Below are 24972 nucleotides of genomic sequence, written 5' to 3'. Positions count from 1 at the left end.
GCGCCGGACGGCGGCCCGGGGCGGGAGGCTCCGCGGCGATCGGCTGGGGCAGCGCCTGGGGGAGGGGCTGGGGGAGGGGCAAAGCGTACATGTGCGCTTCCTTTTTCTTGTCGGATCAGTAGCCGCGCTGCCGGTCGACCACGTCGTGCAGCGTGCCGCCATCGCGGTAGCGGGCGAGGTTGGACAGAAAGACGCCCGCCAGGCCCGCCGCGCTTCGGTCGGTGAGGGCGGACAGGTGGGGGGACAGCCGGATGCGCGGGTGGGTGTAGAAGGGATGCCCTTCCGGCAGTGGCTCCACCTCGGTGGCGTCGAGCGTGGCCAGGCCGATGCGGCCGCTTTCCAGGGCATCGAGCAGCGCGTCGCCGTCGATCAGGCTGCCGCGCGCGACGTTGATCAAGTGCAGGCCGGGACGCGCCGCGGCCAGCACCCGGCGGTCGATCAGGTGGTGGGTGGCGGGCGTGGCCGGTGCGGCCAGCACGACGTGGTCGGCGGCGGCGAACAGTTCGGCCAGGCTGGAAACCCGTTCCACGCCCGGCAGATCGAACGGGGTGTCGGTGCGGCGAACCGCGACCACTTTGATGCCGAAGGCCTGCGCCCGCTTCGCCAGCGCGTGGCCGATCGCACCGAAGCCGACCAGGCCCAGCACGCTGCCCTGCAGCAGTGACAGCGTGCTCCAGCGCCAGTCGTCGTGGCGGCCTATCCAGATGTCGGGCAGGCGCTTGGCCGCGGCGAGGAGGGCAGCGAAGGCGAATTCGGCCACCGCGTCGGCGGTGCTCGCCCTGGCCGAGGTGACCACCGGGCCGTCCAGCAGCCAGTCCGGATAGTAGTCGGTGCCGGACGACCCGAGCTGTATCCAGCGCAGGCCGAAGGGCCAGCCTGCCGGCGCCGTCGCGGTGCGGGGCGTGCCAGCGGGAAGCATCGGTCGTGCGAACAGCACTTCGGTCGCGGGTGGCAGCGCGGCGGGCACGCCGGGTTCGAGGTCGACGATGCTTGCGCCCGGCAGGGCCGCGCGCAGACTGTCGTTGATCTCGCCCGGGAACTGGCTGGCGATGACGGGGTGATGGGGCGGGGGACGGCTCATTGCATGGCTCCGCGCGGATGGGAGGCGGCTCAGTCGAACAGGTCCGGCTGCTGGCGGGTGATCAGGTCCCACAGCGGCTGGAAGGAGAACCAGCCGCCGGTTTCCGAACCCATCTGGCCCGCGGTCAGTGTGGCGACGTCGTGCGGGATCGGCTGGGTGGGCCCGGCAGCTTCGGAGAGGAGTTGCGCGCGTGCGGCGTTCTCCATCGCGATGTAACGCCATACCGCGGCCTCGACCGTGGTGCCGACGGTGAGTAGCCCGTGGTTCTTGAGGATCGCCGCCTTGTGCGGGCCGAGCGCGCGCGCGATGCGTTCGCCTTCGGAGAGCGCCAGCACCACGCCGGTGAAGTCGTCGAACAGCACGTGATCCTGGTAGAAGGCGCAGGAATCCTGGGTCAGCGGGTCGAGCAGCCGCCCCTGGGCGGAAAAGGCCTTGCCGTAGAGCGCGTGGGAATGGGCCGCGGCGACGACGTCCGGGCGTGCCGTGTGGATCTGCGAATGGATGGCGAACGCGGCCGGGTTGAGCAGGCCATCGCCTTCGACGATGTCGCCGTGGTGGTTGACCAGCAGCAGATCGGAGACGCGGATGTGGGAGAAATGGACGCCGGCCGGATTCACCCAGAAGTGGTCGGGCCATTGCGGGTCGCGCGCGGTGATGTGGCCGGCGCCGCCGTGGTCGAACTCGTAGCGGGCGAACAGGCGGTAGGAGGCGGCCAGGCGCTGCTTGCGATGCAGGCGTTCGGCCTCGACCGTGGGCCGTGGCGCTGGCGCCTCCAGGCGCAGCCTGCCGTCGGCGCCGCGTGGCAGGTCGTAGATTGCCGGGCGCTGCGCGTGCGGCTTGGGTGGCGTGGCGGCTTGTGGGCGTTCGAGGACGTGGTCGCTCATGGGATCACCTGTGGTTGCGGATCGGATCGGATCGGGGCCTGGGGCTGGCGGCGCTTCAGGTCGTGGCGTGCCGCGCGGCCGCCCAGGATGAGAAGGCGATGCTGCCGGCATTGGCGAGCAGGGCATCGTTCTGCGGCGCGTGGATGCGGCTGCAGAGCACGTCGCGGTAGTGGCGCTCCAGCGGATTGGCGCGGCTGAGGCCGGGGTTGCCCGAGACCTGCACCGCCTTCTCCACTGCGGCGATGGCCTGGGTGGTGACCAGGTACTTGAGCTGGCCGAGCTGGTGCAGCGCGATGCTGCCATCGGTGGCGCCGGCGAAGAGGCGCTCGTTGGCGAGCAGCAGTGCGTCGATCTCGCCGAGCGTTTCCTGGAAGCGCGGCAGCGTGGAAAGCGGCCGGCCGAGGTTGCCGGGTACGCGGGTCGAGGCGAATTCGGCCAGCCAGTCGCGCGCGGCGCGGGCGACGCCGTCGTATACCGCCGGGATCAGTACGCCGGCCCAGCGCGCGGTATGCGCGTCGGCCACCGGCAGCGCCCCCACGGCCTGCAGTTCGAGCGCATGGGTGGCGGGGACGAAGACCTCGTCGAAGACCACCTTGTGGCTGGCGCTGGCGCGCATGCCGAGATGGTCCCAGTCCTCGACGATGCTGATGCCGGGGCTGTCGCGATGGACCAGCCAGTAGCCGATGCGCGGCGTGTCTTCGGCGCTGTGGGCGAACACCAGCATCCAGGTGAGGCCGGGGGCGGCGGTCGAGTAGATCTTGCTGCCGCTCACCCGCCAGCCGCCGCTGTCCGGGCGGGCGACGGTGGCGGGAATGCCGCCGCGCACCGGGGTGCCGAGCTCGGGCTCGACGCGCAAAGCGTTGATCAGCGCGCCGTGGTGAACGATGTCGCGCGCGATGCGCTGCCTGATTTCGCGCGGCCAGCCCGGCGTGTCCAGGCCGAGGCGCGAGCCGATGGAGTACTGCAGTGCCAGGACCAGCGCGGTCGAGGCCTCGCCGCGCGCGATGCTGCGGACGATGTGGAGCGCCTCGCCGAGATCGGCGCCGCCGCCGCCGAGTTCGGTCGGCAGGGCATGGGCGATCAGGCCGTTCTCGTGCAGTTGGCGGATGTTTTCGTGTGGAAAGGTGTTGTCGCGGTCGTGCCGCGCGGCGGTGGCGGCAAACGCCGCGGCCAGCGCCGCGAGCCGGTGTCCGATGTCGGACCGGGTCGCGGCGGGAGCGATGCGGGGCGAGGCGAGCGTGTTCGATGCGGGCATGAGGCTCTCTGTCAGTCGAAGGCAGCGGCCAGGCGAAGGCCGGCGGAGTCGGTGCGGTGAGATGCGGATGCGGCGCCGGCGTCGGCGCTGCGCTCCAGGCCCAGCCAGCCCAGCAGGCGATGGCGGAGGGCGCGGAATTCGGCGATGTCGGCCGTGCGCGGGCGGGGAATATGGATCGCCTGGTCGGCGATGAAGCGGCCGTTGTCCAGGACCAGGATGCGATCGGCGAGCTGCAGGGCCTCGTCGACGTCGTGGGTCACCAGCAGCACCGCGGGCCGGTGCGCGGACCACAGCGATTGCACCAGGTGGTGCATGCGGATGCGGGTGAGCGCGTCGAGCGCGGCGAACGGCTCGTCCAGCAGCAGCAGTTCGGGTTCGCGGACCAGGGCGCGTGCGAGTGCGACGCGCTGGGCTTCGCCGCCGGAGAGCGTGACAGGCCAGGCCTGGCTGCGCTCGGCGAGTCCCACCTCGGCCAGCGCCTGCTCGGCGCGCCTGCGGGCATCGGGTGTGCGCACGCCCAGCGTGACGTTGCGCCAGACCCGCTTCCAGGGCATCAGCCGGTGTTCCTGGAACACGACCGCCCGCGCCGAGGGAACGCTCAACTGGCCGCCGCTCGCGGGGTCGAGCCCGGCCAGCATGCGCAGCAGCGTGGTCTTGCCGCAGCCGCTGCGGCCGAGCAGCGCGACGAATTCTCCGGGGGCGATCTCGAGGTCGAGCGCATCGATGATGGTGCGCGTTCCGAAGCGCTTGTGCACACCGCGCAGGCTCACCGCCGGGGCGGGCTGGGTCTGGTGCTCCTCGGGCCGGAATTGCCGGATGGCGGCAGTCATGTCATTGCTCCATGAGGTTGGTGGAGCAATGCTATGGGCTGTTATTTAATCCTGCAAACGAATAAAAAATATATCTTTATATGATGAAGATGCATGATTTGTGGCTTTCCCTCAGCTTCCACTGCTCTTCTTGTCCTGTCCGGTGAAGATCGAGGAGACGGTTTCTCCGAAGAGATCGATCGGGTGCTTGAGGTTGCCCGGGACGCGGTTGTGTATCAGCCACAGCTCGGTCGATGGATTGAAGTCGGTCACCGGCAGGATGCGGATTCCGTCGCGGTAGCGGCTGCGCTCGAGCTGGGCGCGGGTCGCCAGCCCCAGGGCCAGTCCTTCACTGACGAACTGCAGTTGCAGTTCGGTGCCGAAGGCGTCCATGGCGACCTGGAACGGCAGGCCGAGATCGCCGAGCGCGCGTTGCAGGCGCGCGCGAAATCCGCATCCATCGGGGTTGACGATCCACTTGCTGTTGCGCAGGTCGTACAGGCGGTACGGCTCCGGGCGCTCGGGCCAGCGGCCGGCAGCGCATACCACCAGCATCTCGATCGGCCGCAGATGGCGGGCCACCAGCGAAGGCGGGAAGTCGGTGCCGGCGGGCAGCATGACCGTGGCGGCATCGATCTCGCCGAGGTCGACCTGGCGGACGAGTTCGTTGCTCCACCGCGTGCCGATGCTGATGTCGAGGGACTGATAGTGCGAGCTGAAGACGTCCAGCAGTTCGCGAACGCCGATTTCCGCCACCGCTTGGGTGACGCCCAGGCTCAGCTTGCCCTGGGGCGTGGCCTTGCTTTCGACCAGCGCCTTCAGGTTGTCCACTTCGCGCAGGACCTGTTCGCACTGCGCGAAGACGCGCCGGCCCAGCGCGTTGGGTTTGGGAGGCTTGGTGTCGCGGTCCAGCAGCGTACTGCCGAGCCCTTCTTCCAGGCTCTGGATCCGCCGCGTGACCGCCGGCTGGGTGAGCCCGAGCGCTTCGGCCGCGCGCGACAGCGACTGATGGTGCACCGTGGCGACGAAGGAGACCAGGTCTTCTATTCTGATGCTCATGGCGATGAATTGATTGGATTGCAGAAAAACGAATATGACCGAATATGCAGGGAACTATATCATGCGATCTCTGCATGCTTTAAAGACAGGATAACGCTAAAAATGAATGCAATCGTCCCGCCCGGGGAGCCGCACCAGTCCATTCCGCAAGCCGCCTATGCCGATGTTCGCGCCGCGCTGCTGGCGCGCCGCGAAATCGCGCTGCTCGACGTGCGCGAGGAAGATCCGCACGCCCGCGCGCATCCGCTGTTCGCCGCCAACCTGCCGCTGGCCCGCATCGAACTCGATGCCTATGCCAGGCTGCCGCGACGTGATGCGTCCATCGTCACCATCGACGATGGCGAGGGGCTGGCGGAAGTGGCTGCGCGTCGCCTGCTGGGGCTGGGCTATACCGATGTGCGTGTATTCAAGGGCGGCGTCGCGGCCTGGCGGGACGCGGGCGGCGAGCTGTTCCGCGACGTCAACGTGCCTTCCAAGTCCTTTGGTGAACTGGTCGAGGCCCGGCGCCATACGCCTTCGCTGGCGGCAGAGGAGGTCCAGGCCCTGATCGACGGCAAGGCCGATGTGGTGGTGGTCGACGTGCGCCGCTTCGACGAATACCAGACCATGAACATTCCCGGTTCCACCAGCGTGCCCGGTGCTGAACTGGTGCTGCGCATCGCCGAACTCGCGCCGGACCCCGCCACGCAGGTGATCGTCAATTGTGCCGGGCGCACGCGCAGCATCATCGGTACGCAGTCGCTGGTCAATGCGGGCCTGCCCAACCCGGTGGCGGCGCTGCGCAACGGCACCATCGGCTGGACGCTCGCCGGGCAGGCGCTGGAGAAAGGCGCCGCCCGTCGTTTCCCCGAGGTTTCGGACGCGGTCCTGGCCCAGGCGCGGCAGCGTGCCCGCTCGGTGGCGGATCGTGCCGGCGTGCGCCGCACGAGCCTTGCCGAAATCGGTGACTGGCGCCGCCAGCAGGGGCGCACGACTTATTTCTTCGATGTGCGCACGCCCGAGGAATACGAAGCCGGTCACCTGCCCGGCTTCCTGTCCGTGCCGGGTGGGCAGCTGGTGCAGGAAACCGAGATGGTGGCGCCGGTGCGCGGCGCGCGCATCGTGCTGGCGGACAGCGACGGCGTGCGCGCCGACATGACCGCATCCTGGCTGGCGCAGATGGCCTGGGAAGTCCATGTGGTCGACGGCGTAGGGGCGGACGAACTGGGCGAGCGCGGCGCAGGGCGCGCCGACGAGGCGCCCGTGCCCGTCGTTCAGCGTCTGTCGGCGGAAGGGCTGTCGCACCGTCTGGCGGCGGGTGAGGATATCGTGGTGATCGATTTCACCACGCATGCCAATTACCTCAAGCGCCATGTTCCCGGCGCCTGGTGGGCGCTGCGCTCGCAACTGGCGGAGGCGCTTGCGCGGATTCCGAAGGCCGCGCGCTATGTGCTGACCTGCGGCAGCAGCCGGCTGGCGCGCTACGTGGTGCCGGAAGTGGAGGCGCTGGTGGATGGCGAGGTCTGGCTGCTCGATGGTGGCAATGCCGCCTGGTTTGCCGCCGGCCTGCCGGAGGAAGGCGGCGAAAGCCGCCTGGCTTCGCCGCCGATCGACCGCTATCGCCGCCCCTATGAGGGGACGGACAATGCGCGCGAGGCGATGCAGGCCTACTTGGACTGGGAGTTCGGCCTGGTGGCGCAGCTCGGCCGCGATGGCACGCATCATTTCGAGGTGATCTGACCCCCACCGCCGCGGCGGGAGTGGAAGGAAGCGCCGCCTGCGCCGCGGCGGGCAAGCGAAAGGGGCGGTCCGGTGACCCGGCCGCCCCTTTGCCTTTGTCTGCTGCTCCGGGCCCGCGGTGGTTCAGCGATAGACCAGCACCGGCGTCTTGCTGTGCGTCAGCACCTTCTGGGTTTCGCTGCCCAGCAGCAGGCCCGCGATGCCGCGGCGGCCGTGCGAGGCCATGAAGATGAGATCGCAGCCGTGGCGGTCCGCGGCATCGATGATCGCCTCGTAAGGCACTTCATTGACGACCGTATCGGTTGCCGCCGCGACCCCTTCGCTGTCTGCGATCGCCTTGGCCTTGTCCAGGATGGACTGCGCTTCCGTCGCTGCGGATTTGGCGAACTGTTCCGGCGTGGTGGGGTCGATGAGTGCACCTTCGCCGTAGATCGGCATCGGGAAATCGGGCTGGGCATAGAAGAAGGTGATGCGGGCGCCGGCTTCGCGGGCGAAGACGACCGCGCGGGAAACGGTGCCTTCCGACAGCGTGGAGCCATCGGTAGGAACGAGGATGTGCTTGAACATGGTAGATGTCTCCTGTCGGTTGTCACCGATCCAATTATAGCGGCCTGGGCCTCGGTGGCGGCGCGGACCCCGGCATCCGGTTTGACGAGGGTCAACTGTCCCGCCGCTTGCGGAGAGCATTGTTCGTGACAAGGAGGTGCGTACGATGAAGCTGAGCTTCATGGGGGCGGCCGGCGAAGTGACGGGTTCCTGCCTTCGGGTCGATCATGGGCACGGGAGCTTTCTCGTCGATTGCGGTTTGTTCCAGGGGGGGCGGATGGCGGAAGCGAAAAATCGCCGCGCGCTGGACTTCGATCTCAGGCGCATCGATTTCGTGCTGTTGACGCATGCCCATCTCGACCACAGCGGGCTCGTGCCGCGCCTCGTTGCGCTCGGCTACAAGGGGCCCGTCCTGGCCACGCCGGCCACGGTGGACCTGCTCGCCATCATGCTGCTCGATTCCGCGCACATCCAGGAGAAGGAGGCCGAGTGGGCCTTGCGCGCCGCGCGCAACCGCCGCGCCCGCCGCCGCGTGGAAATGACGCCGCTGTACACCGTCGAACAGGCACGCGCCAGCCTTGCGCGCCTGCAGCCGGTGGCCTACGAGACCGAATACCGCCCTGGGCCGGGAGTGCGCTGCCGTTTTCGCGAGGCGGGGCACATCCTTGGTTCGGCGATGATCGAGATCGACGTGGGCGAAGGGGCGGGCGCCCGCCGGCTGGTGGTGTCGGGTGACCTGGGCCAGCCGATGCGCCCGGTCGTGCGCGATCCGGTGCGTGTCGAACGCGCCGACGTGCTGTGCGTGGAGTCCACCTATGGCAACCGTGCGCACCGTCCGCTCGGCGCCACCTACGACGAACTGGTCGACGCCATCCAGCAGACGGTGCGCGGGCGCGGCGGCAATGTCGTCATACCGGCGTTCGCGGTCGGGCGGACGCAGGAGATCCTGTTCGTGCTGGCCGATCTGGTGCGTGCGGGCCGTCTCGATCCGCTGAAGGTCGTGGTCGATTCGCCGATGGCGGCGGCGGTCACGGCGCTGACCTGGAGGCACCGCGAACTCTGGGACGAGGAAACCCAGGCACTCTACGCCTGGTGGCAGTCCAACGCGGCGCGTTTCGACGTCCGCTTCGTGCAGAACGTCGAGGAGTCGATGGCGCTCAACGAGGTCCGCGGCGGCCTGGTCATCATCTCGGCGAGCGGCATGTGCGACGCGGGGCGCATCCGCCACCACCTGCGCCACAATCTCGGCCGCAGCGAATGCGCCGTCGTCATCGCCGGCTTCCAGGCGGCGGGCACGCTGGGCCGCCGCCTTGTCGACGGGGCGCAGCAGGTCACCCTGTTCGGCGAGCGCGTTCCGGTGCGCGCGCGCATCCATACCATCGGCGGCCTGTCGGCGCATGCCGACCGGCCGGCCTTGCTCGACTGGCTGGGGCATTTCAGGCAGGCGCCGCGGCAGACCTTCGTCGTGCATGGCGAACCGCTCGGTGCGCTGTCGCTGGCCGAGGCCATCCACGGCGGACTGGGCTGGCCGCAGGTGGCGGTGCCCGAGCCCGGACAAACCTACATCATCGAATGAATGCGGGGGAACGGCGATGAACCAGCGTGCAAGAAGGACTTCGAAAGCGGCCGGAACGGCGAAGGGCGCGGGCAGAGGGGCGCGCGAGGGCGGGCCGCCTGCCGGCCCCCGGCCGCCGGAGTTCTACAAGACTTTCCACCGCATCAACGAAGGCATCACGAACGCGGTCGACCCGCTCGGCCAGTCCGCGCCCATCGTGCATGCTCAACTGGCCTGGCTTGCGCATCCGCAGGAACTGGCCGAGCGCGCGATGCGTCTGTCGTCCGATCTGTGGCGCCTGCAATGGCACACCTGGAACCGGGCACTCGGCCTGCCCAGCGCCGATCCGGTCACGCCGCATCAGGACGACACCCGCTTCGCCGATCCGGTATGGACGGAGTCCCCGACCTGGGACCTGGTCAAGGAGTGGTACCTCGCCTTCACCCACCATACCCAGGACATGATCTACGACACCCCGGCGCTGTCGGGCAAGGAACGCCGGCGCGCCGCGTTCTGGTGGCGGAACTGGCTGAATGCGATGGCGCCGACCAATTTCCTGCTGACCAATCCGGTCGCCCTGCGCAAGGCGGTGGAGAGCGGCGGCGCCAGCCTTGCGCGCGGCCACGAGAATTTCCTCGCCGACCTGAAGGCGGGCAACGTCCGCATGACCGATCCCGACGACTTCAAGGTCGGCGAGAACCTCGCCACCACCGAAGGGGCGGTGGTGTTCCGCAACCGCCTGCTCGAAGTCATCCACTACGCGCCGCGCCAGCCGCGCGTCCATGCCGAGCCCGTCGTCATCATCACGCCCTGGATCAACAAGTTCTATGTGCTCGACCTCACGCCCAAGCGAAGCCTGGTCCGCTTCCTGCTCGACCAGGGGCTGGATGTGTTCATCACGAGCTGGAAGAACCCGGATGCGACGATGCGCGATGTCACTTTCGACGATTATCTGCTCGAAGGCGTCGACACCATCGCCCGCGTCGCGCGCGAATTCACCGATGCCCGGCAGGTCCATGCGGTCGGCTACTGCATCGGCGGCACGGCGCTGGCCATGTACATGGCCTGGGCCGTCCGCCGCTACGGCGAGGAAGCGATGCCGGTCTCCGACTGGACGCTGTTCACCACTCTGGTGGACTTCCACAAGCCGGGCGACATCGAGGTCTTCATCGATCGCAGCAGCATCGACTACCTGTGCGACAAGATGGCGGCCAAGGGCTATCTGGACGGCGCCGACATGGCGGCGTCGTTCCGCCTGCTGCGTTCGAACAGCCTGATCTGGCAATACGTCGTCAATGGCTGGCTGTACGGCGAGACGCCGCCGCCCTTCGACGTGCTGTACTGGAACATGGATTCCACGCGCATGCCGTATGCGATGCATGCGTGGTACCTGCGCGAGCTGTACCTGGAGAATCGCCTGATCCAGCCCAATGCCCTGCGGGTGGCCGGCGAGACGCTCGACCTGTCGCTTATCCGCCAGCCGCTGTATGTGGTCGCGGCCGAGGACGACCACATCGCGCCCTGGCGCCAGACCTTCGCGATCAACAACCATGTCACCGGCAACAGGCGCTACGTGCTGTCGAGTTCGGGGCACATCCTCGGCATCCTGAACCCGATCGTCCATCCGCCGAAACGCCGCTACTGGGTCGCGGACGCCTATCGCTCCGACACCACCGATACCTGGCGCCAGCGCGCCGAGGAACACGAGGGCAGCTGGTGGGAAGACTGGATGCGCTGGCTCAAGCCGCGCGTCGGCCCGGAGGTCGAGGCGCGGGCGGCGGCCAGCGAGCGCTTTCCGGCCTTGTGCCCGGCGCCGGGGAGCTACGTGCTGGAGACCTGAGCAGCGGGCTCAGGCCTGGTAGCGTGCCAGGCGGGCGGGGTCGTGCAGCGTGATGTGCTTGCCGTGTACGCTGATCAGGCCGGATTCGCTGAGGTCGTGGAAGATGCGCGACAGGGTCTCGGGCGTCAGGTTCAGGCGCGAGGCGATGACCTGCTTGCTGGTGGGCAGGTCGATCTCGCATGGCGAGTCGCTGTCGGCGACCTGCAGCAGGTAGCCGATCACGCGCTGGATGCTCGAGCGCAGCGAATAGGTCTCGACGTCCTGGACCAGGCTGTGCAGCCGGATCGACATGCCGGCGAGCAGCTTGTGGGCGAAGGACGAATCCTGGTCGATGAGTTCGCTGACCACGGCCTGGCCGACGTGGATCAGCGCCGTTTCCGTCAAGGCCTCGGCGAACACGGGGTAGGGCTTGTTCATGAACATCACCGCTTCGCCGAAGCTCTGCATCGGCCCGATGATCTCCACGACCTTCTCCGTGCCCTGCGGCGAGGAGAAGGCCAGCTTGACCTGACCCGACACCACGAAGTAAAAGCCATGCGGCTGGTCGCCGCGCTGGAACAGGACTTCTCCACGGGCGATGTGGCGGTCGCGGGTGTAGCGGCCGATGCGTTCGATGTCCGCTGCGGACAGTTCGCTGAAAAGCGGGATGCGCTTGAGCAGCGCGGGAATGTCGATGGGGGTGCTGGCCATGTGCGGGCGCTCCTGGAGGGGACGCAGTCTCGTTTATTGGCCTCCATTCTAATGGAGGGTGGGGGGCCGCGCAGACCGCGGCGCCTTTCAACAGAGGAAGAACATGTATTTCGCCATCAAGCATCTTCACGTCACCTGTGTGGTGCTCAGCGCCCTGGGCTTCCTGCTGCGGGGCTACTGGATGATCAGCGGCAGCGCCTTGCTGAAGAGCCTTCCGGCGCGCGTGATGCCCCACATCGTCGATAGCGCCCTGCTGCTCAGCGCCATCGCGCTGGCCGTGATGATCCGGCAGTATCCGTTCGAGGCGGGCTGGGTGACGGCCAAGGTGATCGGGCTGGTCGCCTACATCCTGCTCGGCACCGTCGCGCTCAAGCGCGGCAGGACGCGCGCGCAGCGCGTATCCGCCTTCGCCGCGGCGATCGCCGTGTATGCGTGGATCGTGTCGGTCGCACTGACCAAGAACGTCGCGGGCTATCTGGCCGCCGTGGTCTGAAGGCGGCCGGGAGGCCTGGCGCGCAGCCCGTGTTCAGCGTCCGCAACTGGCCGTCTGATGCTGGACCAGCCTGCGCAGCCCGCTGCTGTCGATCAGGCGGATGTGCTTCTGCTGCACGGCGATCAGGCCTTCTTCCTGGAAGCGCGAAAACGCGCGCGACACGGTTTCGAGCTTGAGGCCGAGGTAGGAGCCGATCTCTTCGCGCGTCATGCGCAGGTGGAACTCGGCCGCCGAAAAGCCGCGCGCGGTGAAGCGCTGCGACATGTTGAGCAGGAAGGCCGCAAGCCGTTCCTCGGCGCGCATCGAGCCGAGCAGCATCATCACGCCGTGGTCGCGCACGATCTCGCGGCTCATCACCTTGTGGAACTGGTGCTGCAGGCCTTCGACCTCGTGCGACAGCTGTTCGAGCTTGGCATAGGGGATCACGCACACCTCGCTGTCTTCCAGCGCGATCGCGTTGCAACTGTGGTTTTCGGTGCTGATGCCGTCCAGGCCGAGGATTTCGCCCGTCATCTGGAAGCCGGTCACCTGGTCGCGGCCGTCCTCGAGCAGCACGTCGGTCTTGAACGAGCCCGCACGGATCGCGTAGATGGCCTCGAACGGATCACCCGCGCGATACAGGCTCTGCTGGCGCTTGACCTTGCGGCGCGCGCCGACCAGTTCGTCGAGCTGGTGAAGTTCGCTGTCGGACATGCCGAAGGGCAGGCACAGCTCCACGAGATTGCATTGCGAACAGGCGGTCTTCAACCCGTTCATGGTCACTGGCACGCTTGCCCTCATCTGCACGATAATTCCGTTTCCTTCAGACAACGTTCCGGGCGCCATGTCGCCAAGCCATCGGATCGAGTCCGTCCATGCCCGTTGATCCACGTCAACCAAAAAACCGCGGTGTTCTGCCATTGTTTGGCACACACTGAAGCAGCCAGATCATGACCGACCAGAACGAACTCCTCTTCGATCCGCAACTCATCCGTCGATTCGACATCAACGGCCCGCGGTACACTTCCTACCCGACGGCGGACCGCTTCGTCGAGGCGTTCAATGCCGACGCCCTCGAGGATTGGCTTGCAAAAAGGACCATCGGCGGCGTCAGCAAACCGCTTTCATTATACTTCCACATCCCGTTCTGTAACACGATCTGCTACTACTGTGCCTGCAACAAGATCATCACCAAGGATCACGGGCGCTCGGCCAAGTACCTGAAATACCTGGCCAAGGAAATCGAGATGCAGGCCTCCTGTCTCGAGGGCGGCCGCCAGGTGACGCAGTTGCACCTGGGCGGCGGAACGCCCACCTTCCTGTCGCACGACGAAATGCGGCAACTGATGGCCTCGGTGCGCGAGCATTTCACGCTGGTGCCGAACGGCGAATACTCCATCGAGGTCGACCCGCGCAAGGTGGATTTCGCCACCGTCGAACTGCTCGCAGAGCTCGGCTTCAACCGCATGAGCGTGGGCGTGCAGGACTTCGCCGAAGACGTGCAGAGGGCGGTCAACCGCGTCCAGAGCTTCGAGGAGACCCAGCTCGTCATCGATGCCGCGCGCGCCAACGGCTTCAAGTCGGTGAGCATGGACCTGATCTACGGCCTGCCCAGGCAGAACGTCATCAGCTTCAACCGTACCCTCGAACAGGTGCTCGAGATTTCGCCCGACCGCATCTCGCTCTACAGCTATGCGCACCTGCCCGGCCTGTTCAAGCCGCAGCGCCGCATCTCGCAGGACGACATGCCGACGGCCGACACCAAGCTGCAACTGCTGCAGCTGGGCATCCGCCGCCTGACCGAGGCGGGCTATGTCTACATCGGCATGGACCACTTCGCCAAGCCGGGCGACGAACTGACCGTCGCCCAGCGCCAGGGCCGGCTGCACCGCAACTTCCAGGGCTACTCGACGCAGGCCGAGTGCGACCTGCTGGCCTTCGGCGTATCGGCGATCGGCAAGATCGGCCCGGTGTATGCGCAGAACGTGAAGACGCTCGACGAATACTACGATGCGCTCGACCGCGACGAACTGCCGGTGCTGCGCGGCATCGAACTGAGCGCCGACGACCTGCTGCGGCGCTCGATCATCCAGGCGCTGATGTGCCACTTCGAGTTGTCGATGCAGTCGATCGAGATCGCGCACCTGATCGATTTCCGCGAATACTTCGCCAGCGAACTGGCCGACCTGAAGGAAATGGAAAGCGCCGGCCTGGTGAAGATCGACGGCGACTGGATCAGCGTGCAGCCTGCCGGCCGCCTGCTGGTGCGCGGCATCGCCATGGTGTTCGACCGCTACCTGCGCGCCGACCGCGAGCGCGCGCGCTACTCGCGCGTGATCTGAGCGCCTGCGGCCGGGGCGGCCGCGCGCCTGCCTCTGGGGGACGTTCGTCTTCCCGTTGCGCTTTGGGGCACGGCTGCTGCGACGCCGGGTCGCAGCCCGGCGGGGCACCGCTGTCCGGCCTTGCCGCGCGCGTAGAATAGGCGCCTTTCCTCAATCCTCGGCCTTGCTTCAACCATGCCCGAAACCGGCTATTTCGCCGTCTTCCTCATCGGCCTGCTCGGCGGCACGCACTGTGTGTCGATGTGCGGCGGCATCGTCGGCGCGCTCACCGTCCAGGTGCAGGTGCCCGGCGGCAAGCCGCAATGGCCGCTGCACCTGGCCTACAGTGTCGGCCGCATCACCACTTACACCGCGCTGGGCGGCCTGGTGGGCGCGCTCGGCTCGGTCGGCATGCTGTACGGCGGCATGCTGCCGGTGCAGATCAGCCTGTACGTGCTCGCCAACCTGATGCTGATCGCGCTCGGGCTGTATCTCACCGGCTTCACCCGCCTGCTGGCCCCAGTGGAGCGCGCCGGCCACGTGCTGTGGCGCCGCATCCAGCCCGCGACGCGGCGTTTCCTGCCGGCGCGCTCGGTCAAGCAGGCGTTGCCGCTCGGCCTGCTGTGGGGCTTCATTCCCTGTGGCCTGACCTATTCCATCCTCGCCACGGCGCTCGTCACCGGCTCCGGCGCGCGCGGCGCCGGACTGATGCTCGCCTTCGGCCTGGGCACGCTGCCCAACCTGCTGCTGGCCGGCATGCTGTTCAAGCGTTTCCGCGATTTCACCCGCAACCCCAGGGTGCGCTTCGCGTCCGGCCTGCTGGTGCTGGGTTTCGGCGTGTTCGGCCTGGTCCATGCGCCGTCGCTCGGCGGTGCGCTGTGGGAAGGCGTGGTGTGCTGACCTGATCAGCCTGCCGACAGGGCCCGCAGGATCGGGCAGGGCGCGCCGGGCTGCGTGTCATGGCAGCAGCGCACGAGTTCGGCCAGCGCGCCGCGCATGTCCTGCAACTGGCGGATGCGGGCATCGATGAGATCGATCTTCGCCTGTGCCGTGTCCCGCGCGCGCTCGCGGTCCGTGTCCTCGTTCAGCGCCAGCAGCGCGCCGATTTCGTCGAGCGAGAAACCCAGTTGCTTCGCGCGGCGGATCGCGCGCAGCCGCGCGAGCTCGGCCGTGCCGTAGCGCCGGTAGTTGCCGCGCATGTGCTCCGGCTCGCGCAGCAGGCCGCGGCGCTGGTAGTAGCGGACAGTCTCCACCCCGACGCCTGCGGCCTTCGCCAGCGCGCCGATGGTGAGTTCGCCCGTTTTTTCGCGATCCATGGGTTGACTCCGTACTTTGGTACGGGGTTTACACTGCGCTCCATCATCTGCTTCCGCAAGAGAGGAGCGTCGTGCCCGATACGATTCCGAAAGTGCCGGCCGTAGCCGTCGGCGCACCCGCAACCCGCCCGGCCGCATTGGAGCTGGCCATCACCGGCATGACCTGCGCCGCTTGCTCCACGCGCCTGGAAAAAGTGCTCAACCGCTTGCCGGGCGTCGAGGCCAGCGTCAATCTGGCGACCGAGCGCGCCACGCTGCGTTTCGCGCCCGGCGCGTTGACGCTGGAGCAGGCGACGGCTGCGGTCGAGCGCGCGGGCTTCCATGCCAGCGATGCGAGCCGGCTCGAACGCGAGGTCGAGCGCGCCCGCCACCGCGCCGAGTGGCGCGTCGAGCTGCGCCATTTCTGGATCGCGGCGCTGCTCAGCCTGCCGCTCGCCGCGCAGATGCCCGCCATGTTCGGCCTGTGGCCGGGCGGCGAGGCGCACCACGACTTGGTGCCGCGCTGGCTGCAACTGCTGCTCGCCACGCCGGTGCAGTTCTGGGTCGGTGCGCGTTTCTACCGGGGCGCGTGGGCGTCGCTGCGCGGCGGCGGGGCCAACATGGACGTGCTGGTCGCGCTCGGCACGTCCATGGCGTATTTCTACAGCGTCGCCGTGACCGTGCTCGACCGCCATGATCTGCATGTGTATTTCGAGGCGTCGACGATGATCATCACCCTGGTGCTGCTCGGCAAGCTGATGGAAGCCCGTGCCAAGGCCCGCACCACCGCCGCGCTCGACGCCCTGCTGCGCCTGCAGCCGAAGATGGCCCGCATCGAGCGCGATGGCGAACTGGTCGAGGTGCCGGTCGACGCCCTCGTGCCGGGCAGCCTCTTCGTGCTGCGGCCGGGCGATGCGGTGCCGGTCGACGGCGTGGTGGAGCAGGGCGAGTCGGCGGTAAACGAGGCAATGCTGACCGGCGAAAGCCTGCCGATCGACAAGGGCGCCGGCGACAAGGTGTTCGCCGCCACCCTGAACGGCAACGGCCTGCTGCGCTGCCGGGCGACCGGGGTGGGCGCGCAGACGCTGCTGGCCGGCATCATCCGCCTGGTCGAGCAGGCACAGGGCTCGAAGGCGCCGGTGCAGCGGCTGGCCGATCGCATCGCGGCGGTGTTCGTGCCGACGGTGGTCGGCATCGCGCTGCTGACTTTCGCCGGCTGGTGGCTGGCGAGCGGCGATTTCCAGCAGGCGCTGATCAACGCCGTCGCGGTGCTGGTGATCGCCTGCCCGTGCGCGCTGGGCCTGGCGACGCCGACCGCGATCATGGTGGGAACCGGCCAGGGCGCGCGCGCGGGCATGCTGGTGAAGAACGCCGAGGCGCTGGAACTGGCCGAACGCATCGCGGTGCTGGCGGTGGACAAGACCGGCACGCTGACCGAGGGCCAACCGGCGGTGACCGACGTGGTGCCCGCGGCGGGCTGGTCGCGCGAGCAACTGCTGGCGCTGGCCGGCGCGCTGGAGCAGGGCAGTGCGCATCCGCTGGCCACGGCCGTGGTGGCGGCGGCCAGGGATGCAGGCGTCGGGCTGCCGCCCGTCGACGCGGTGCAGGCCGTCGGCGGCATGGGGGTGGAAGGCAGCGTGCGCGCTGCGGGCGGGGACGAGCCTGCGCGCCGCGTGCTGCTGGGCTCGCCGCGCTTCCTGCAGGAACGCGGCGTGAGCCTGGACGGCTCCGCCAGCGAGCAGCTTGCCGCGGCGGGCAAGACGCTGATCGCCGTCGCGGTCGACGGCGTGTTCGCCGGCCTGCTGGGTGTGGCCGACCGCGTGCGCGCCGATTCGGCCGCCGCCGTCGCCCGGCTGCAGGGCAAGGGCGTACGCGTCGTCATGCTGACCGGCGACCATCCGGCCACGGCCGAGGCGATCGCGCGCCAGACCGGCATCGTCGACTGGCGTGCCGGCGTGCTGCCCGGAGACAAGGCGGCCGCCGTCGATGCGCTGAGGAAGAACGGCGGCGGCGCGGCGCTGCGCGTCGGCATGGCCGGCGACGGCATCAACGATGCGCCCGCGCTGGCCGCCGCCGACGTATCCTTCGCCATCGGCGTGGGCGCCGACGTCGCGGTGGAGGCGGCCGACATCACGCTGGTCCGGAATAGCCTGCACGGCGTGGCCGATGCGATCGACCTGTCGCGTGCCACGCTGTCCAAGATCCGCCAGAATCTCTTCTTCGCCTTCATCTACAACGTGCTGGGCATTCCGCTCGCGGCGGCCGGCATGCTGAATCCGGTGATCGCCGGGGCGGCGATGGCGATGAGTTCGGTGTCGGTGGTCAGCAACTCGCTGCTGTTGCGGCGCTGGCGCGCGGGCCGCTGAGAACTGTTTTTTGTGCAAGGAGTGACGAGATGAATGAAGTGACGATTAAGGTCCAGGGCATGAGCTGCGGCGGCTGCGTGAAGAACGTGACCGGCGTGCTGAAGGCCCTGTCCGGCGTGTCGGACGCGGAGGTGTCGCTGGCGGATGCCGCGGCCACGGTGAAGTACGACCCAGCCCGGATATCGGTCGAGGCCTTGCGCGAGGCGGTGGAGAACGCCGGCTTCGACTCGCCGGCCTGAGTGCCGCGGGGGACGATGACGCAGTGCAAGACACTGCGGTTTCCCCCTATAATCCGCGCACATTTTCCACGGGAGGGAGTTATGGGTTTCGATCTGGTCAGCGCCGGCAAGGACGTGCCGAACGACATCAACGTCATCATCGAGATCTCCGCTCAGGGCGATCCGATCAAGTTCGAAGTGGACAAGGACAGCGGCGCCGTCTTCGTCGACCGCTTCATGGGCACTTCGATGCGTTACCCGCTGAACTACGGCTACGTGCCCCACACCGTCGCCGGTGACGGCGATCCGGTGGACGTGCTCGTCGTGACTCCCTTCCCGCTGGCGCCGGGCGTCGTCATCCGCTGCCGCCCGGTCGGCGTGCTGAAGATGGAAGACGATGGCGGCGTCGACGCCAAGGTCGTGGCCGTGCCGGTGTCCAAGCTGACGCCGCTGTACGACAACGTGCAGACCACCGACGACCTGCCCGAGCTGCTGATGAAGCAGACCGTGCACTTCTTCGAGCACTACAAGGATCTCGAGCCGGGCAAGTGGGTCAAGGTGCTGGGCTGGGGCACCGTCGAGGACGCCAGGCAGGAAATCCTCAACGGCCTGGCTGCCGCCAAGAAGTAATCGGCGCGCGCTTCCGGCGCCTGCAATGAACCCCCGCGCCCGCCGCCATGCGGTGGCAGGCGCGGGGGTTTCTTTTTGCCCGGCGCAGTCCGGCGTCTGCCGGCGCCGGGCCCGCATCCCCTATCCGGCCTGCTTCTTGATCCGGTAGTTGAGCTGCGGCCGCGTCATGCCGAGACGGCGGGCCGCGGCGGCAAGGTTGCCATTGGCCTGATCCACCGCGCGCTGCAGCAGGTGCTGCTCGAAGGCCTCGAGCGAAACGCCAGATTCGAGCACCGCCGCGACCAGGTCCTGCTGCGGCCGCTGCGCCGCTTCCAGTTCTCCCCGGGCGCTGAGCGCATGCTCTTGGCAAGGCTCGGCGCGGGCGCCGATGAAGAGGTGCTCGACTTCGATCAGGCCGTTGTGCGGCGCGAGGATGGCGCCGCGTTCGAGCACGTTTTCCAGTTCGCGGACGTTGCCGGGCCAGGGGTGGAGCTTCAGCGCATGCATCGCCTTGTCGCTGACGCCGGCGATGCGCTTGCCGTGCAGCGTCTCGAAGCGCCGCACCATGGCGTCGACGAGGGCGGGGATGTCGCCGGTGCGCTCGCGCAGCGGCGGAATGGTCACCGGGTAGACGTTGAGGCGATAGAACAGGTCGCGCCGGAAGGTGCCGGCATTGACCGCCTGCTGCAGGTCGACGTTGGTGGCGGCGACCAGCCTGACGTTGACCTTGCGCGTGCGTTCGTCGCCCAGGCGCTCGATTTCCCCTTCCTGCAGCACACGCAGGAGCTTCGCCTGCGCGGGCAGGGGCAGCTCGCCCACCTCGTCGAGGAAGAGCGTGCCGCCGTGGGCGCGCTCGAACTTGCCCGCGCGCGACGCATGGGCGCCGGTGAAGGCGCCGCGCTCGACGCCGAACAGCTCGGATTCGATCAGTTCGCCGGGCAGGGCCGCGCAGTTGACCGCGACGAAGGCCGTGTCCTTGCGCGTGCTCATCTCGTGCAGCGTCCTGGCGAAGCGCTCCTTGCCGACGCCGGTCTCGCCGAGCAGCAGCACCGAGACGTTGGTGGATGCCGCGCGGCTGACCAGGTCGTAGGCATGGAGAAAGGAGGTGCTGCTGCCGATGAGGTCGGGCGTCTTGCGTGGACAGGCGATCGTGTGGCGCATCGCCTCGATCTCGTCGCGTAGTTCGAGCAGGCGCCCGACGATCGAGTCGGCTTCGAAGTACGGCCTGAGTTCGTCGGCATCGGGCCAGGCCTCGGCGGGCTTGCCGACGATCCTGCAGTGTTCGTGGCCCGCCGCCGCGCATTCGACTTCCTTGAACAGGATGAAGCGCCCCATGAAGGCGCTGGTATAGCCCGAGGCATAGCCGATCATCATCCAGCACACGGGATGATCCACCTCGCCGAAGGCCTGCACGTGGGCTTCGGCTTCCCAGGCGTCGTGCCACAGGAACTCGCCGTAGAAGGGATTGCCCTGCGCGTCGAACTCCAGGCGCACCGGCTCGACCTGGGCGCAGCCTTCGAGCATGTGCAACTGTGGCCCGACTACGAAGGCGTCCGCCGGATCGCATGCCGGGCGCGCCTTGCGCGCGAGTTCGGCGTCGCGCATGCCGGAGGCGAAACCCATCCGCGTGAGGATGCGGCGCGCCTGCTGCTGGCCGACGGAGGCGATCAGTTCCTTGCGCAGTTCCGACATGGCGCCGACGTGGAGCAGCAGCATGCGGTGTTCGCCCAGCCAGATGTGGCCGTCCTCGGGGGCGAACCGGAGCAGGCTGCGGAGGTCCGCGCTCTCCGGGTATTGGATTGTGGCCAAGGGTCTCCTCCAGATTCACGTCGCCTCCGCTCTGCCGGCGGATGGCGGCCCGGAGCGCCGTGCGTCGTCCGGATACCGGGCGAAGCTTAAACGAGCCGGCCGGGGCTTGGGGGGAAAGTGCAGATCATGAACTAAATCTCGAGAAAATGGAATTGTGGCACGATTCTTGTTTCTCTCGCCCCGGGCCGCCAGTGAAGCGGACGAATTGATGATCGGCGACACGCATGCCGGAACAGGAGAGCGTCGGGATGAGGCAGAGATTCGCGGTGATGATCGAAGGCTGCGGCGACCGGCTCGCCTGCGCGGACAGCGACAACGTGCTGTGCGCCATGGAAGCCCTGGGGCGCAAGGGGATTCCGGTCGGCTGCCGGGGGGGCGGATGCGGGGTGTGCAAGGTCAAGGTCAAGGAAGGGGCCTACCACACGCGCCGGATGAGCCGCGCCTGCGTATCGGAGGCGGAAGAGGCGGAGGGTGTGGTGCTGGCGTGCAAGCTGTTCCCCGACAGCGACCTGCGGATCGAGGTGGTCGGCAAGATGGCCAGGGCCGTCTGCGCAGGAGCGGGGGCATGAGCGGGTGATCGCCGACTGACGGCGATGGGGCGGGCCGGAAGACGGATGTCTCCGGCCCGTTTTGTTTTCGGGGCGGGATGCTGCGTAGCAATAAATTGAATGAATCAAATAATCAACGAAATAGATGATTTGATCATTTGGTGAAGCAGTGGGTTTGGCGCGGCAGCTCAATAAATATCGAGATAAATTGAAATTTGCGCGTTGATCATGGTTTTTGCGAGATTGGCACGGAATTTGTTAATGCTTCTCCCACAGCGATCCCGCATTCATCAAATCGAAGGAGAGTCGGCCATGAAGCGTGCTGAGCCTGCGATCGACATCAATCGGAAGTTCGTGCGCCTCATCGAACTCAGGACCGATGGATTCGTGGAGTTCGAGTTCGCCATCGGCGATCCCGGGCTCTACGCCGAAATGCTGCTGCCGGCCGAGGCCTACGCATCGTTTTGCCGGGCCAATGGCGTCACCGTCCTCGCACCCCGGGAGGGGGAAGAGGCGGAAGAGGACGAGGACTGGAACTGGAACCTGCATCGAGCCACGCACCAGCGCTTCCGCTGAGCGTAGCCACACAAGCAAAAGGAGGAGCGTCCATGCAGATCGATCTGCGCACCGTCACCATCAAGCCCTTGCGGCACACGTTCGACAACATCGCCCGCCGCATCGGCGCCGACAAGCCTGCTTCCCGCTACCAGGAAGGCACGCTGGACATGCAGCAGGAGGCGAACTACCACTATCGCCCGACCTGGGATCCCGACCACCTGATCTACGACCGCGACCGGACCGCGATCAGGATGGCCGACTGGTACGGCTTCAAGGACCCGCGCCAGTTCTACTACGGCGCCTATGCCCTTGCCCGCGCGAAGCAGCAGGACACGGCCGAGGCCAATTTCGATTTCGTCGAGAACCGCGGCCTGGCGGCGACGCTGCCGGACGACATCCGCGACACGGTGCTGAAGCTGCTGGTGCCGCTGCGGCACGTGGCCTGGGGCGGCAACATGAACAACGCCGCCGTCTGTGCCTACGGCTACGGCACGGCCTTCACCCAGCCGTGCATCTACCAGGCGATGGACCAGCTCGGCATCGCCCAGTACCTGACCCGCGTCGGCCTGCTGCTGGGCGACGTGGAGGCGCTCGACGCCGCCAAACGGGCGTGGATGGAGGACGACACCTGGCAGGGGCTGCGCCGCTACGTCGAGGACACCATGGTGCTGCGCGACCCGGTCGAACTGTTCGTGGCGCAGAACGTGGCGCTGGACGGCCTGCTGTACCCGCTGGTGTACGAAACGATCATCGACGACGTGCTTTCCGCCAAGGGCGGCACGCCGGTGGCGATGCTGACCCAGTTCATGACCGACTGGTACGCCGAGACCCGCAGGTGGGTCGACGCCACGGTCAAGACCGCCGCCGCCGAATCCGATGCGAACAAGGCCGTCGTCGGCGGCTGGATCGCGCAGTGGCGCGACCGTGCGGCGGCTGCACTGCTGCCCGTCGGCCGCATCGCCCTGGGCGCGCGCGCCGACGAACTGACCGCCGAGGTCGTCCAGCAATTCAATGCCCGCATGGCCAAGGCCGGCGTGCCCGTTTGAGGAATCCCCCGATGTCCACCGTATTCATCGCGCTGCAAACCAACGAAGAGACCCGCCCGGTCATCGAGGCCATCGTCCAGGACAACCCGGATGCCGTCGTCAACGAGCAGCCGGCGATGGTCAAGATCGATGCCCAGGACCGGCTGGTCATCCGCCGCGAAACGATCGAGGAACTGATCGGCCGCCCCTTCGACCTGCAGGAGCTGCAGATCAATCTGATCACCATGACCGGCAACCTCGACCAGACCGACGACGAGATGGTCCTGTACTGGCGCGCCTGAGCGCACACCGAAAGGAGACACGAACCATGGACATGCAAGCCGCCAAGAAGAAGCTCGGCCTCAAGGAGCGCTACGCGGTGATGACCCGCGGCCTCGACTGGACGCCGTCGTACCAGAAGATGGAAGACATCTACCCGTACATCGCCTACGAGGGGATCAAGATCCACGACTGGGACAAGTGGGAAGACCCCTTCCGCCTGACGATGGACGCCTACTGGAAGTACCAGGCCGAGAAGGAGCGCAAGCTCTACGCGATCATCGACGCCTTCAACCAGAACAACGGCCACCTCAACGTCACCGACGCGCGCTACATCAACACGGTCAAGCTGTTCGTCAGCGGCATCAGCCCGCTCGAATACGTCGCCCACCGCGGCTTCGCCCATGCCGGCCGCGCCTTCCCCGGCCCGGGGCCGCGCGTCGCCTGCCTGATGCAGTCGCTCGACGAGATCCGCCATGCCCAGACCCAGGTGCACGCGATCTCGAACTACAACAAGTACTACAACGGCATGCACGACTTCCACCACGCCCATGATCGCGTGTGGTTCCTGTCGGTGCCCAAGAGCTTCTTCGACGACGCCATCACCGCCGGCCCGTTCGAGTTCATGGTAGCGATCGGCTTCTCGTTCGAATACGTGCTGACCAACCTGCTGTTCGTGCCCTTCGTGTCGGGTGCGGCCTACAACGGCGACATGGGCACGATGACCTTCGGCTTCTCGGCGCAGTCGGACGAAGCGCGCCACATGACGCTGGGCCTGGAGGTGATCAAGTTCATCCTCGAGCAGGACCCGGCCAACGTGCCCATCGTGCAGCGCTGGATCGACAAATGGACCTGGCGCGGCTACCGCGTGCTGACCCTGGTCGCGATGATGATGGACTATATGCTGCCCAAGCGCACGATGAGCTGGAAGGAAGCCTGGGAGGTGTACTTCGAGGAAAACGGCGGCGCGCTGTTCAAGGATCTGGCCCGCTACGGCATCACGATGCCCAAGTGCGCCGAGCAGATCGCGCTCGAGAAGGACCACCTGTCGCACCAGGCCTGGAGCACCTTCTACAACTACGCGATGGCCGCCAACTTCCACACCTGGATGCCTGACGAGGACGAGATGGCGTGGCTCGCCGGCAAGTACCCGGACAGCTTCGACAAGCACTACCGCCCGCGCTACGCGTACTGGCGCGAGCAGGCGGCCAAGGGCAACCGCTTCTACAACAAGACCCTGCCGATGCTGTGCCAGACCTGCCAGATCCCGATGATCTTCACCGAGCCCGGCGACCCCACCAAGATCTGCTACCGCGAGGCCGACTACAAGGGCGACAAGTACCACTTCTGCTCAGACCACTGCAAGAAGATCTTCGAGGACGAGCCCGAGAAGTACGTCCAGGCCTGGCTGCCGGTGCATCAGATCTACCAGGGCAACTGCTTCCCCGAGGGCACCGACCCGAGCGTCGAAGGCTTCGATCCGCTGGCCGCGGTGCTCCGGTACTACAAGCTGGAGCACGGCCGCGACAACATGGATTTTGATGCCTCGGAAGACAAGCGGAACTTCGCCGAATGGCGCGGCCAGGCGACCCGGAACATCTGACGACAAGACACTCAGGAGACATACGACATGGCTGTTGCTGCCATCAAGGCCTACGACTTTCCGCCGGCCGACGCGATCGACAAATTCCACGGCGCCCAGTTGCTCTACATCGGCTGGGAAGACCACCTGCTGTTCTGCGCCCCGTTCGCCTTTCCCTTTCCGCCGACGATGCGTTTCGGCGACATCGTCGCCGGCGTGCTGCCGGGTGCCTTCGGCTACCACCCGGATTTCGCCCGCATCGACTGGGCGAAGGCCGAGTGGTTCAAGTCCGGCCAGCCCTTCGTGCCCGACTTCGAGCAGTCGCTGGCCGGAAACGGCCTCAAGCACAAGGACGTGCTCCGCTTCCGCACGCCGGGGCTCACGGGCATCCAGGGCTCCTGCAACTGATCGTCCGGCGGGAGAGGCGGGGCCGCTCGAGCCCCGCCTCTCCC

At 67.4% G+C, this 24972-nt stretch carries 25 protein-coding genes; 15 read left to right on the top strand and 10 right to left on the bottom strand.

Annotation, left to right across the window (positions count from 1 at the left end; translation table 11 throughout):
- Positions 1-115: 115 nt before the first annotated feature.
- The 5 genes from C666_RS13715 to C666_RS13695 all read right to left on the bottom strand — a co-directional run bounded on the left by C666_RS13715 (position 116) and on the right by C666_RS13695 (position 5088).
- Positions 116-1081, bottom strand: coding sequence for an NAD(P)-dependent oxidoreductase (locus tag C666_RS13715; protein ID WP_004340817.1), 966 nt, complete (start codon positions 1079-1081; stop codon positions 116-118).
- 29 nt (positions 1082-1110) lie between these two features.
- Positions 1111-1965 carry a class II aldolase/adducin family protein gene (locus tag C666_RS13710; RefSeq protein WP_004340815.1) on the bottom strand — a complete coding sequence of 285 codons (855 nt, stop codon included), beginning with the start codon at positions 1963-1965 and terminating at the stop codon, positions 1111-1113.
- 55 nt (positions 1966-2020) lie between these two features.
- Entirely contained in the window at positions 2021-3220 is a 1200-nt protein-coding gene (locus C666_RS13705) for an acyl-CoA dehydrogenase family protein (protein ID WP_004340812.1), read from the bottom strand.
- Between the two features lie 11 nt (positions 3221-3231).
- Positions 3232-4050: an ABC transporter ATP-binding protein gene (locus C666_RS13700; RefSeq protein WP_004340810.1), complete on the bottom strand. Its 819-nt coding sequence runs from the start codon at positions 4048-4050 to the stop codon at positions 3232-3234.
- Between the two features lie 111 nt (positions 4051-4161).
- Positions 4162-5088, bottom strand: coding sequence for a LysR family transcriptional regulator (locus C666_RS13695; protein ID WP_004340807.1), 927 nt, complete (start codon positions 5086-5088; stop codon positions 4162-4164).
- 102 nt (positions 5089-5190) lie between these two features.
- On the opposite strand from C666_RS13695, the gene C666_RS13690 reads away from it, so the two are divergent.
- On the top strand, positions 5191-6807 hold the full coding sequence (locus C666_RS13690) for a rhodanese homology domain-containing protein (RefSeq protein WP_004340804.1): 1617 nt from the start codon (positions 5191-5193) through the stop codon (positions 6805-6807).
- A gap of 123 nt (positions 6808-6930) precedes the next feature.
- Here the strand turns inward: C666_RS13690 and C666_RS13685 are convergent, their stop codons facing one another.
- Positions 6931-7374, bottom strand: coding sequence for a universal stress protein (locus C666_RS13685; protein WP_004340801.1), 444 nt, complete (start codon positions 7372-7374; stop codon positions 6931-6933).
- Between the two features lie 145 nt (positions 7375-7519).
- Here C666_RS13685 and C666_RS13680 point away from each other — a divergent pair, with 145 nt between their 5' ends.
- Entirely contained in the window at positions 7520-8929 is a 1410-nt protein-coding gene (locus tag C666_RS13680; RefSeq protein ID WP_004340798.1) for an MBL fold metallo-hydrolase RNA specificity domain-containing protein, read from the top strand.
- A 16-nt stretch (positions 8930-8945) separates the two neighbouring features.
- Positions 8946-10748 carry a PHA/PHB synthase family protein gene (locus C666_RS13675; protein ID WP_004340796.1) on the top strand — a complete coding sequence of 601 codons (1803 nt, stop codon included), beginning with the start codon at positions 8946-8948 and terminating at the stop codon, positions 10746-10748.
- 9 nt (positions 10749-10757) lie between these two features.
- On the opposite strand, the gene C666_RS13670 is transcribed toward C666_RS13675, so the two are convergent.
- Positions 10758-11438 carry a Crp/Fnr family transcriptional regulator gene (locus tag C666_RS13670; protein ID WP_004340792.1) on the bottom strand — a complete coding sequence of 227 codons (681 nt, stop codon included), beginning with the start codon at positions 11436-11438 and terminating at the stop codon, positions 10758-10760.
- A gap of 103 nt (positions 11439-11541) precedes the next feature.
- On the opposite strand from C666_RS13670, the gene C666_RS13665 reads away from it, so the two are divergent.
- Positions 11542-11931: a SirB2 family protein gene (locus C666_RS13665; RefSeq protein WP_004340789.1), complete on the top strand. Its 390-nt coding sequence runs from the start codon at positions 11542-11544 to the stop codon at positions 11929-11931.
- 33 nt (positions 11932-11964) lie between these two features.
- Here C666_RS13665 and fnr read toward each other — a convergent pair whose 3' ends face one another.
- Positions 11965-12711, bottom strand: coding sequence for a fumarate/nitrate reduction transcriptional regulator Fnr (fnr, locus tag C666_RS13660; protein ID WP_004340787.1), 747 nt, complete (start codon positions 12709-12711; stop codon positions 11965-11967).
- 149 nt (positions 12712-12860) lie between these two features.
- Here fnr and hemN point away from each other — a divergent pair, with 149 nt between their 5' ends.
- On the top strand, positions 12861-14252 hold the full coding sequence (hemN, locus tag C666_RS13655) for an oxygen-independent coproporphyrinogen III oxidase (protein ID WP_004340784.1): 1392 nt from the start codon (positions 12861-12863) through the stop codon (positions 14250-14252).
- 174 nt (positions 14253-14426) lie between these two features.
- Positions 14427-15131, top strand: coding sequence for a sulfite exporter TauE/SafE family protein (locus tag C666_RS13650; RefSeq protein ID WP_004340781.1), 705 nt, complete (start codon positions 14427-14429; stop codon positions 15129-15131).
- A 5-nt stretch (positions 15132-15136) separates the two neighbouring features.
- Here C666_RS13650 and C666_RS13645 read toward each other — a convergent pair whose 3' ends face one another.
- On the bottom strand, positions 15137-15547 hold the full coding sequence (locus C666_RS13645) for a MerR family transcriptional regulator (protein ID WP_004340779.1): 411 nt from the start codon (positions 15545-15547) through the stop codon (positions 15137-15139).
- A 71-nt stretch (positions 15548-15618) separates the two neighbouring features.
- Here C666_RS13645 and C666_RS13640 point away from each other — a divergent pair, with 71 nt between their 5' ends.
- The 3 genes from C666_RS13640 (at position 15619) to ppa (ending at position 18740) form a co-directional block, all read left to right on the top strand.
- Complete coding sequence (locus C666_RS13640) at positions 15619-17892, top strand: heavy metal translocating P-type ATPase (RefSeq protein WP_004340778.1); 2274 nt, start codon at positions 15619-15621, stop codon at positions 17890-17892.
- 29 nt (positions 17893-17921) lie between these two features.
- Entirely contained in the window at positions 17922-18131 is a 210-nt protein-coding gene (locus C666_RS13635; RefSeq protein ID WP_004340775.1) for a heavy-metal-associated domain-containing protein, read from the top strand.
- Between the two features lie 81 nt (positions 18132-18212).
- Positions 18213-18740: an inorganic diphosphatase gene (ppa, locus tag C666_RS13630; protein WP_004340772.1), complete on the top strand. Its 528-nt coding sequence runs from the start codon at positions 18213-18215 to the stop codon at positions 18738-18740.
- A 120-nt stretch (positions 18741-18860) separates the two neighbouring features.
- On the opposite strand, the gene C666_RS13625 is transcribed toward ppa, so the two are convergent.
- Positions 18861-20528, bottom strand: coding sequence for a sigma-54-dependent Fis family transcriptional regulator (locus tag C666_RS13625; protein ID WP_004340769.1), 1668 nt, complete (start codon positions 20526-20528; stop codon positions 18861-18863).
- 248 nt (positions 20529-20776) lie between these two features.
- On the opposite strand from C666_RS13625, the gene C666_RS13620 reads away from it, so the two are divergent.
- From C666_RS13620 to C666_RS13595, 6 genes are all read left to right on the top strand, one after another.
- A complete protein-coding gene (locus C666_RS13620) occupies positions 20777-21097 on the top strand; it encodes a 2Fe-2S iron-sulfur cluster-binding protein (RefSeq protein WP_004340766.1) in 321 nt (106 codons plus the stop codon).
- A 291-nt stretch (positions 21098-21388) separates the two neighbouring features.
- Positions 21389-21652 carry a phenol hydroxylase subunit gene (locus C666_RS13615; RefSeq protein ID WP_004340762.1) on the top strand — a complete coding sequence of 88 codons (264 nt, stop codon included), beginning with the start codon at positions 21389-21391 and terminating at the stop codon, positions 21650-21652.
- Between the two features lie 32 nt (positions 21653-21684).
- Positions 21685-22680 carry an aromatic/alkene monooxygenase hydroxylase subunit beta gene (locus tag C666_RS13610; protein WP_004340759.1) on the top strand — a complete coding sequence of 332 codons (996 nt, stop codon included), beginning with the start codon at positions 21685-21687 and terminating at the stop codon, positions 22678-22680.
- 11 nt (positions 22681-22691) lie between these two features.
- The gene (locus tag C666_RS13605; protein ID WP_004340756.1) at positions 22692-22961 is read left to right on the top strand and encodes an MmoB/DmpM family protein; all 270 of its coding nucleotides are present in this window, start codon (positions 22692-22694) and stop codon (positions 22959-22961) included.
- 26 nt (positions 22962-22987) lie between these two features.
- Positions 22988-24541: an aromatic/alkene/methane monooxygenase hydroxylase/oxygenase subunit alpha gene (locus tag C666_RS13600; protein WP_004340754.1), complete on the top strand. Its 1554-nt coding sequence runs from the start codon at positions 22988-22990 to the stop codon at positions 24539-24541.
- A 27-nt stretch (positions 24542-24568) separates the two neighbouring features.
- On the top strand, positions 24569-24928 hold the full coding sequence (locus C666_RS13595) for a phenol hydroxylase subunit P4 (RefSeq protein ID WP_004340752.1): 360 nt from the start codon (positions 24569-24571) through the stop codon (positions 24926-24928).
- Positions 24929-24972 lie beyond the last annotated feature (44 nt).

The sequence above is a fragment of the Thauera linaloolentis 47Lol = DSM 12138 genome (assembly GCF_000310205.1).
GTDB lineage: Bacteria > Pseudomonadota > Gammaproteobacteria > Burkholderiales > Rhodocyclaceae > Thauera > Thauera linaloolentis.
This window is presented reverse-complemented; position numbering and strand designations above follow the sequence as displayed.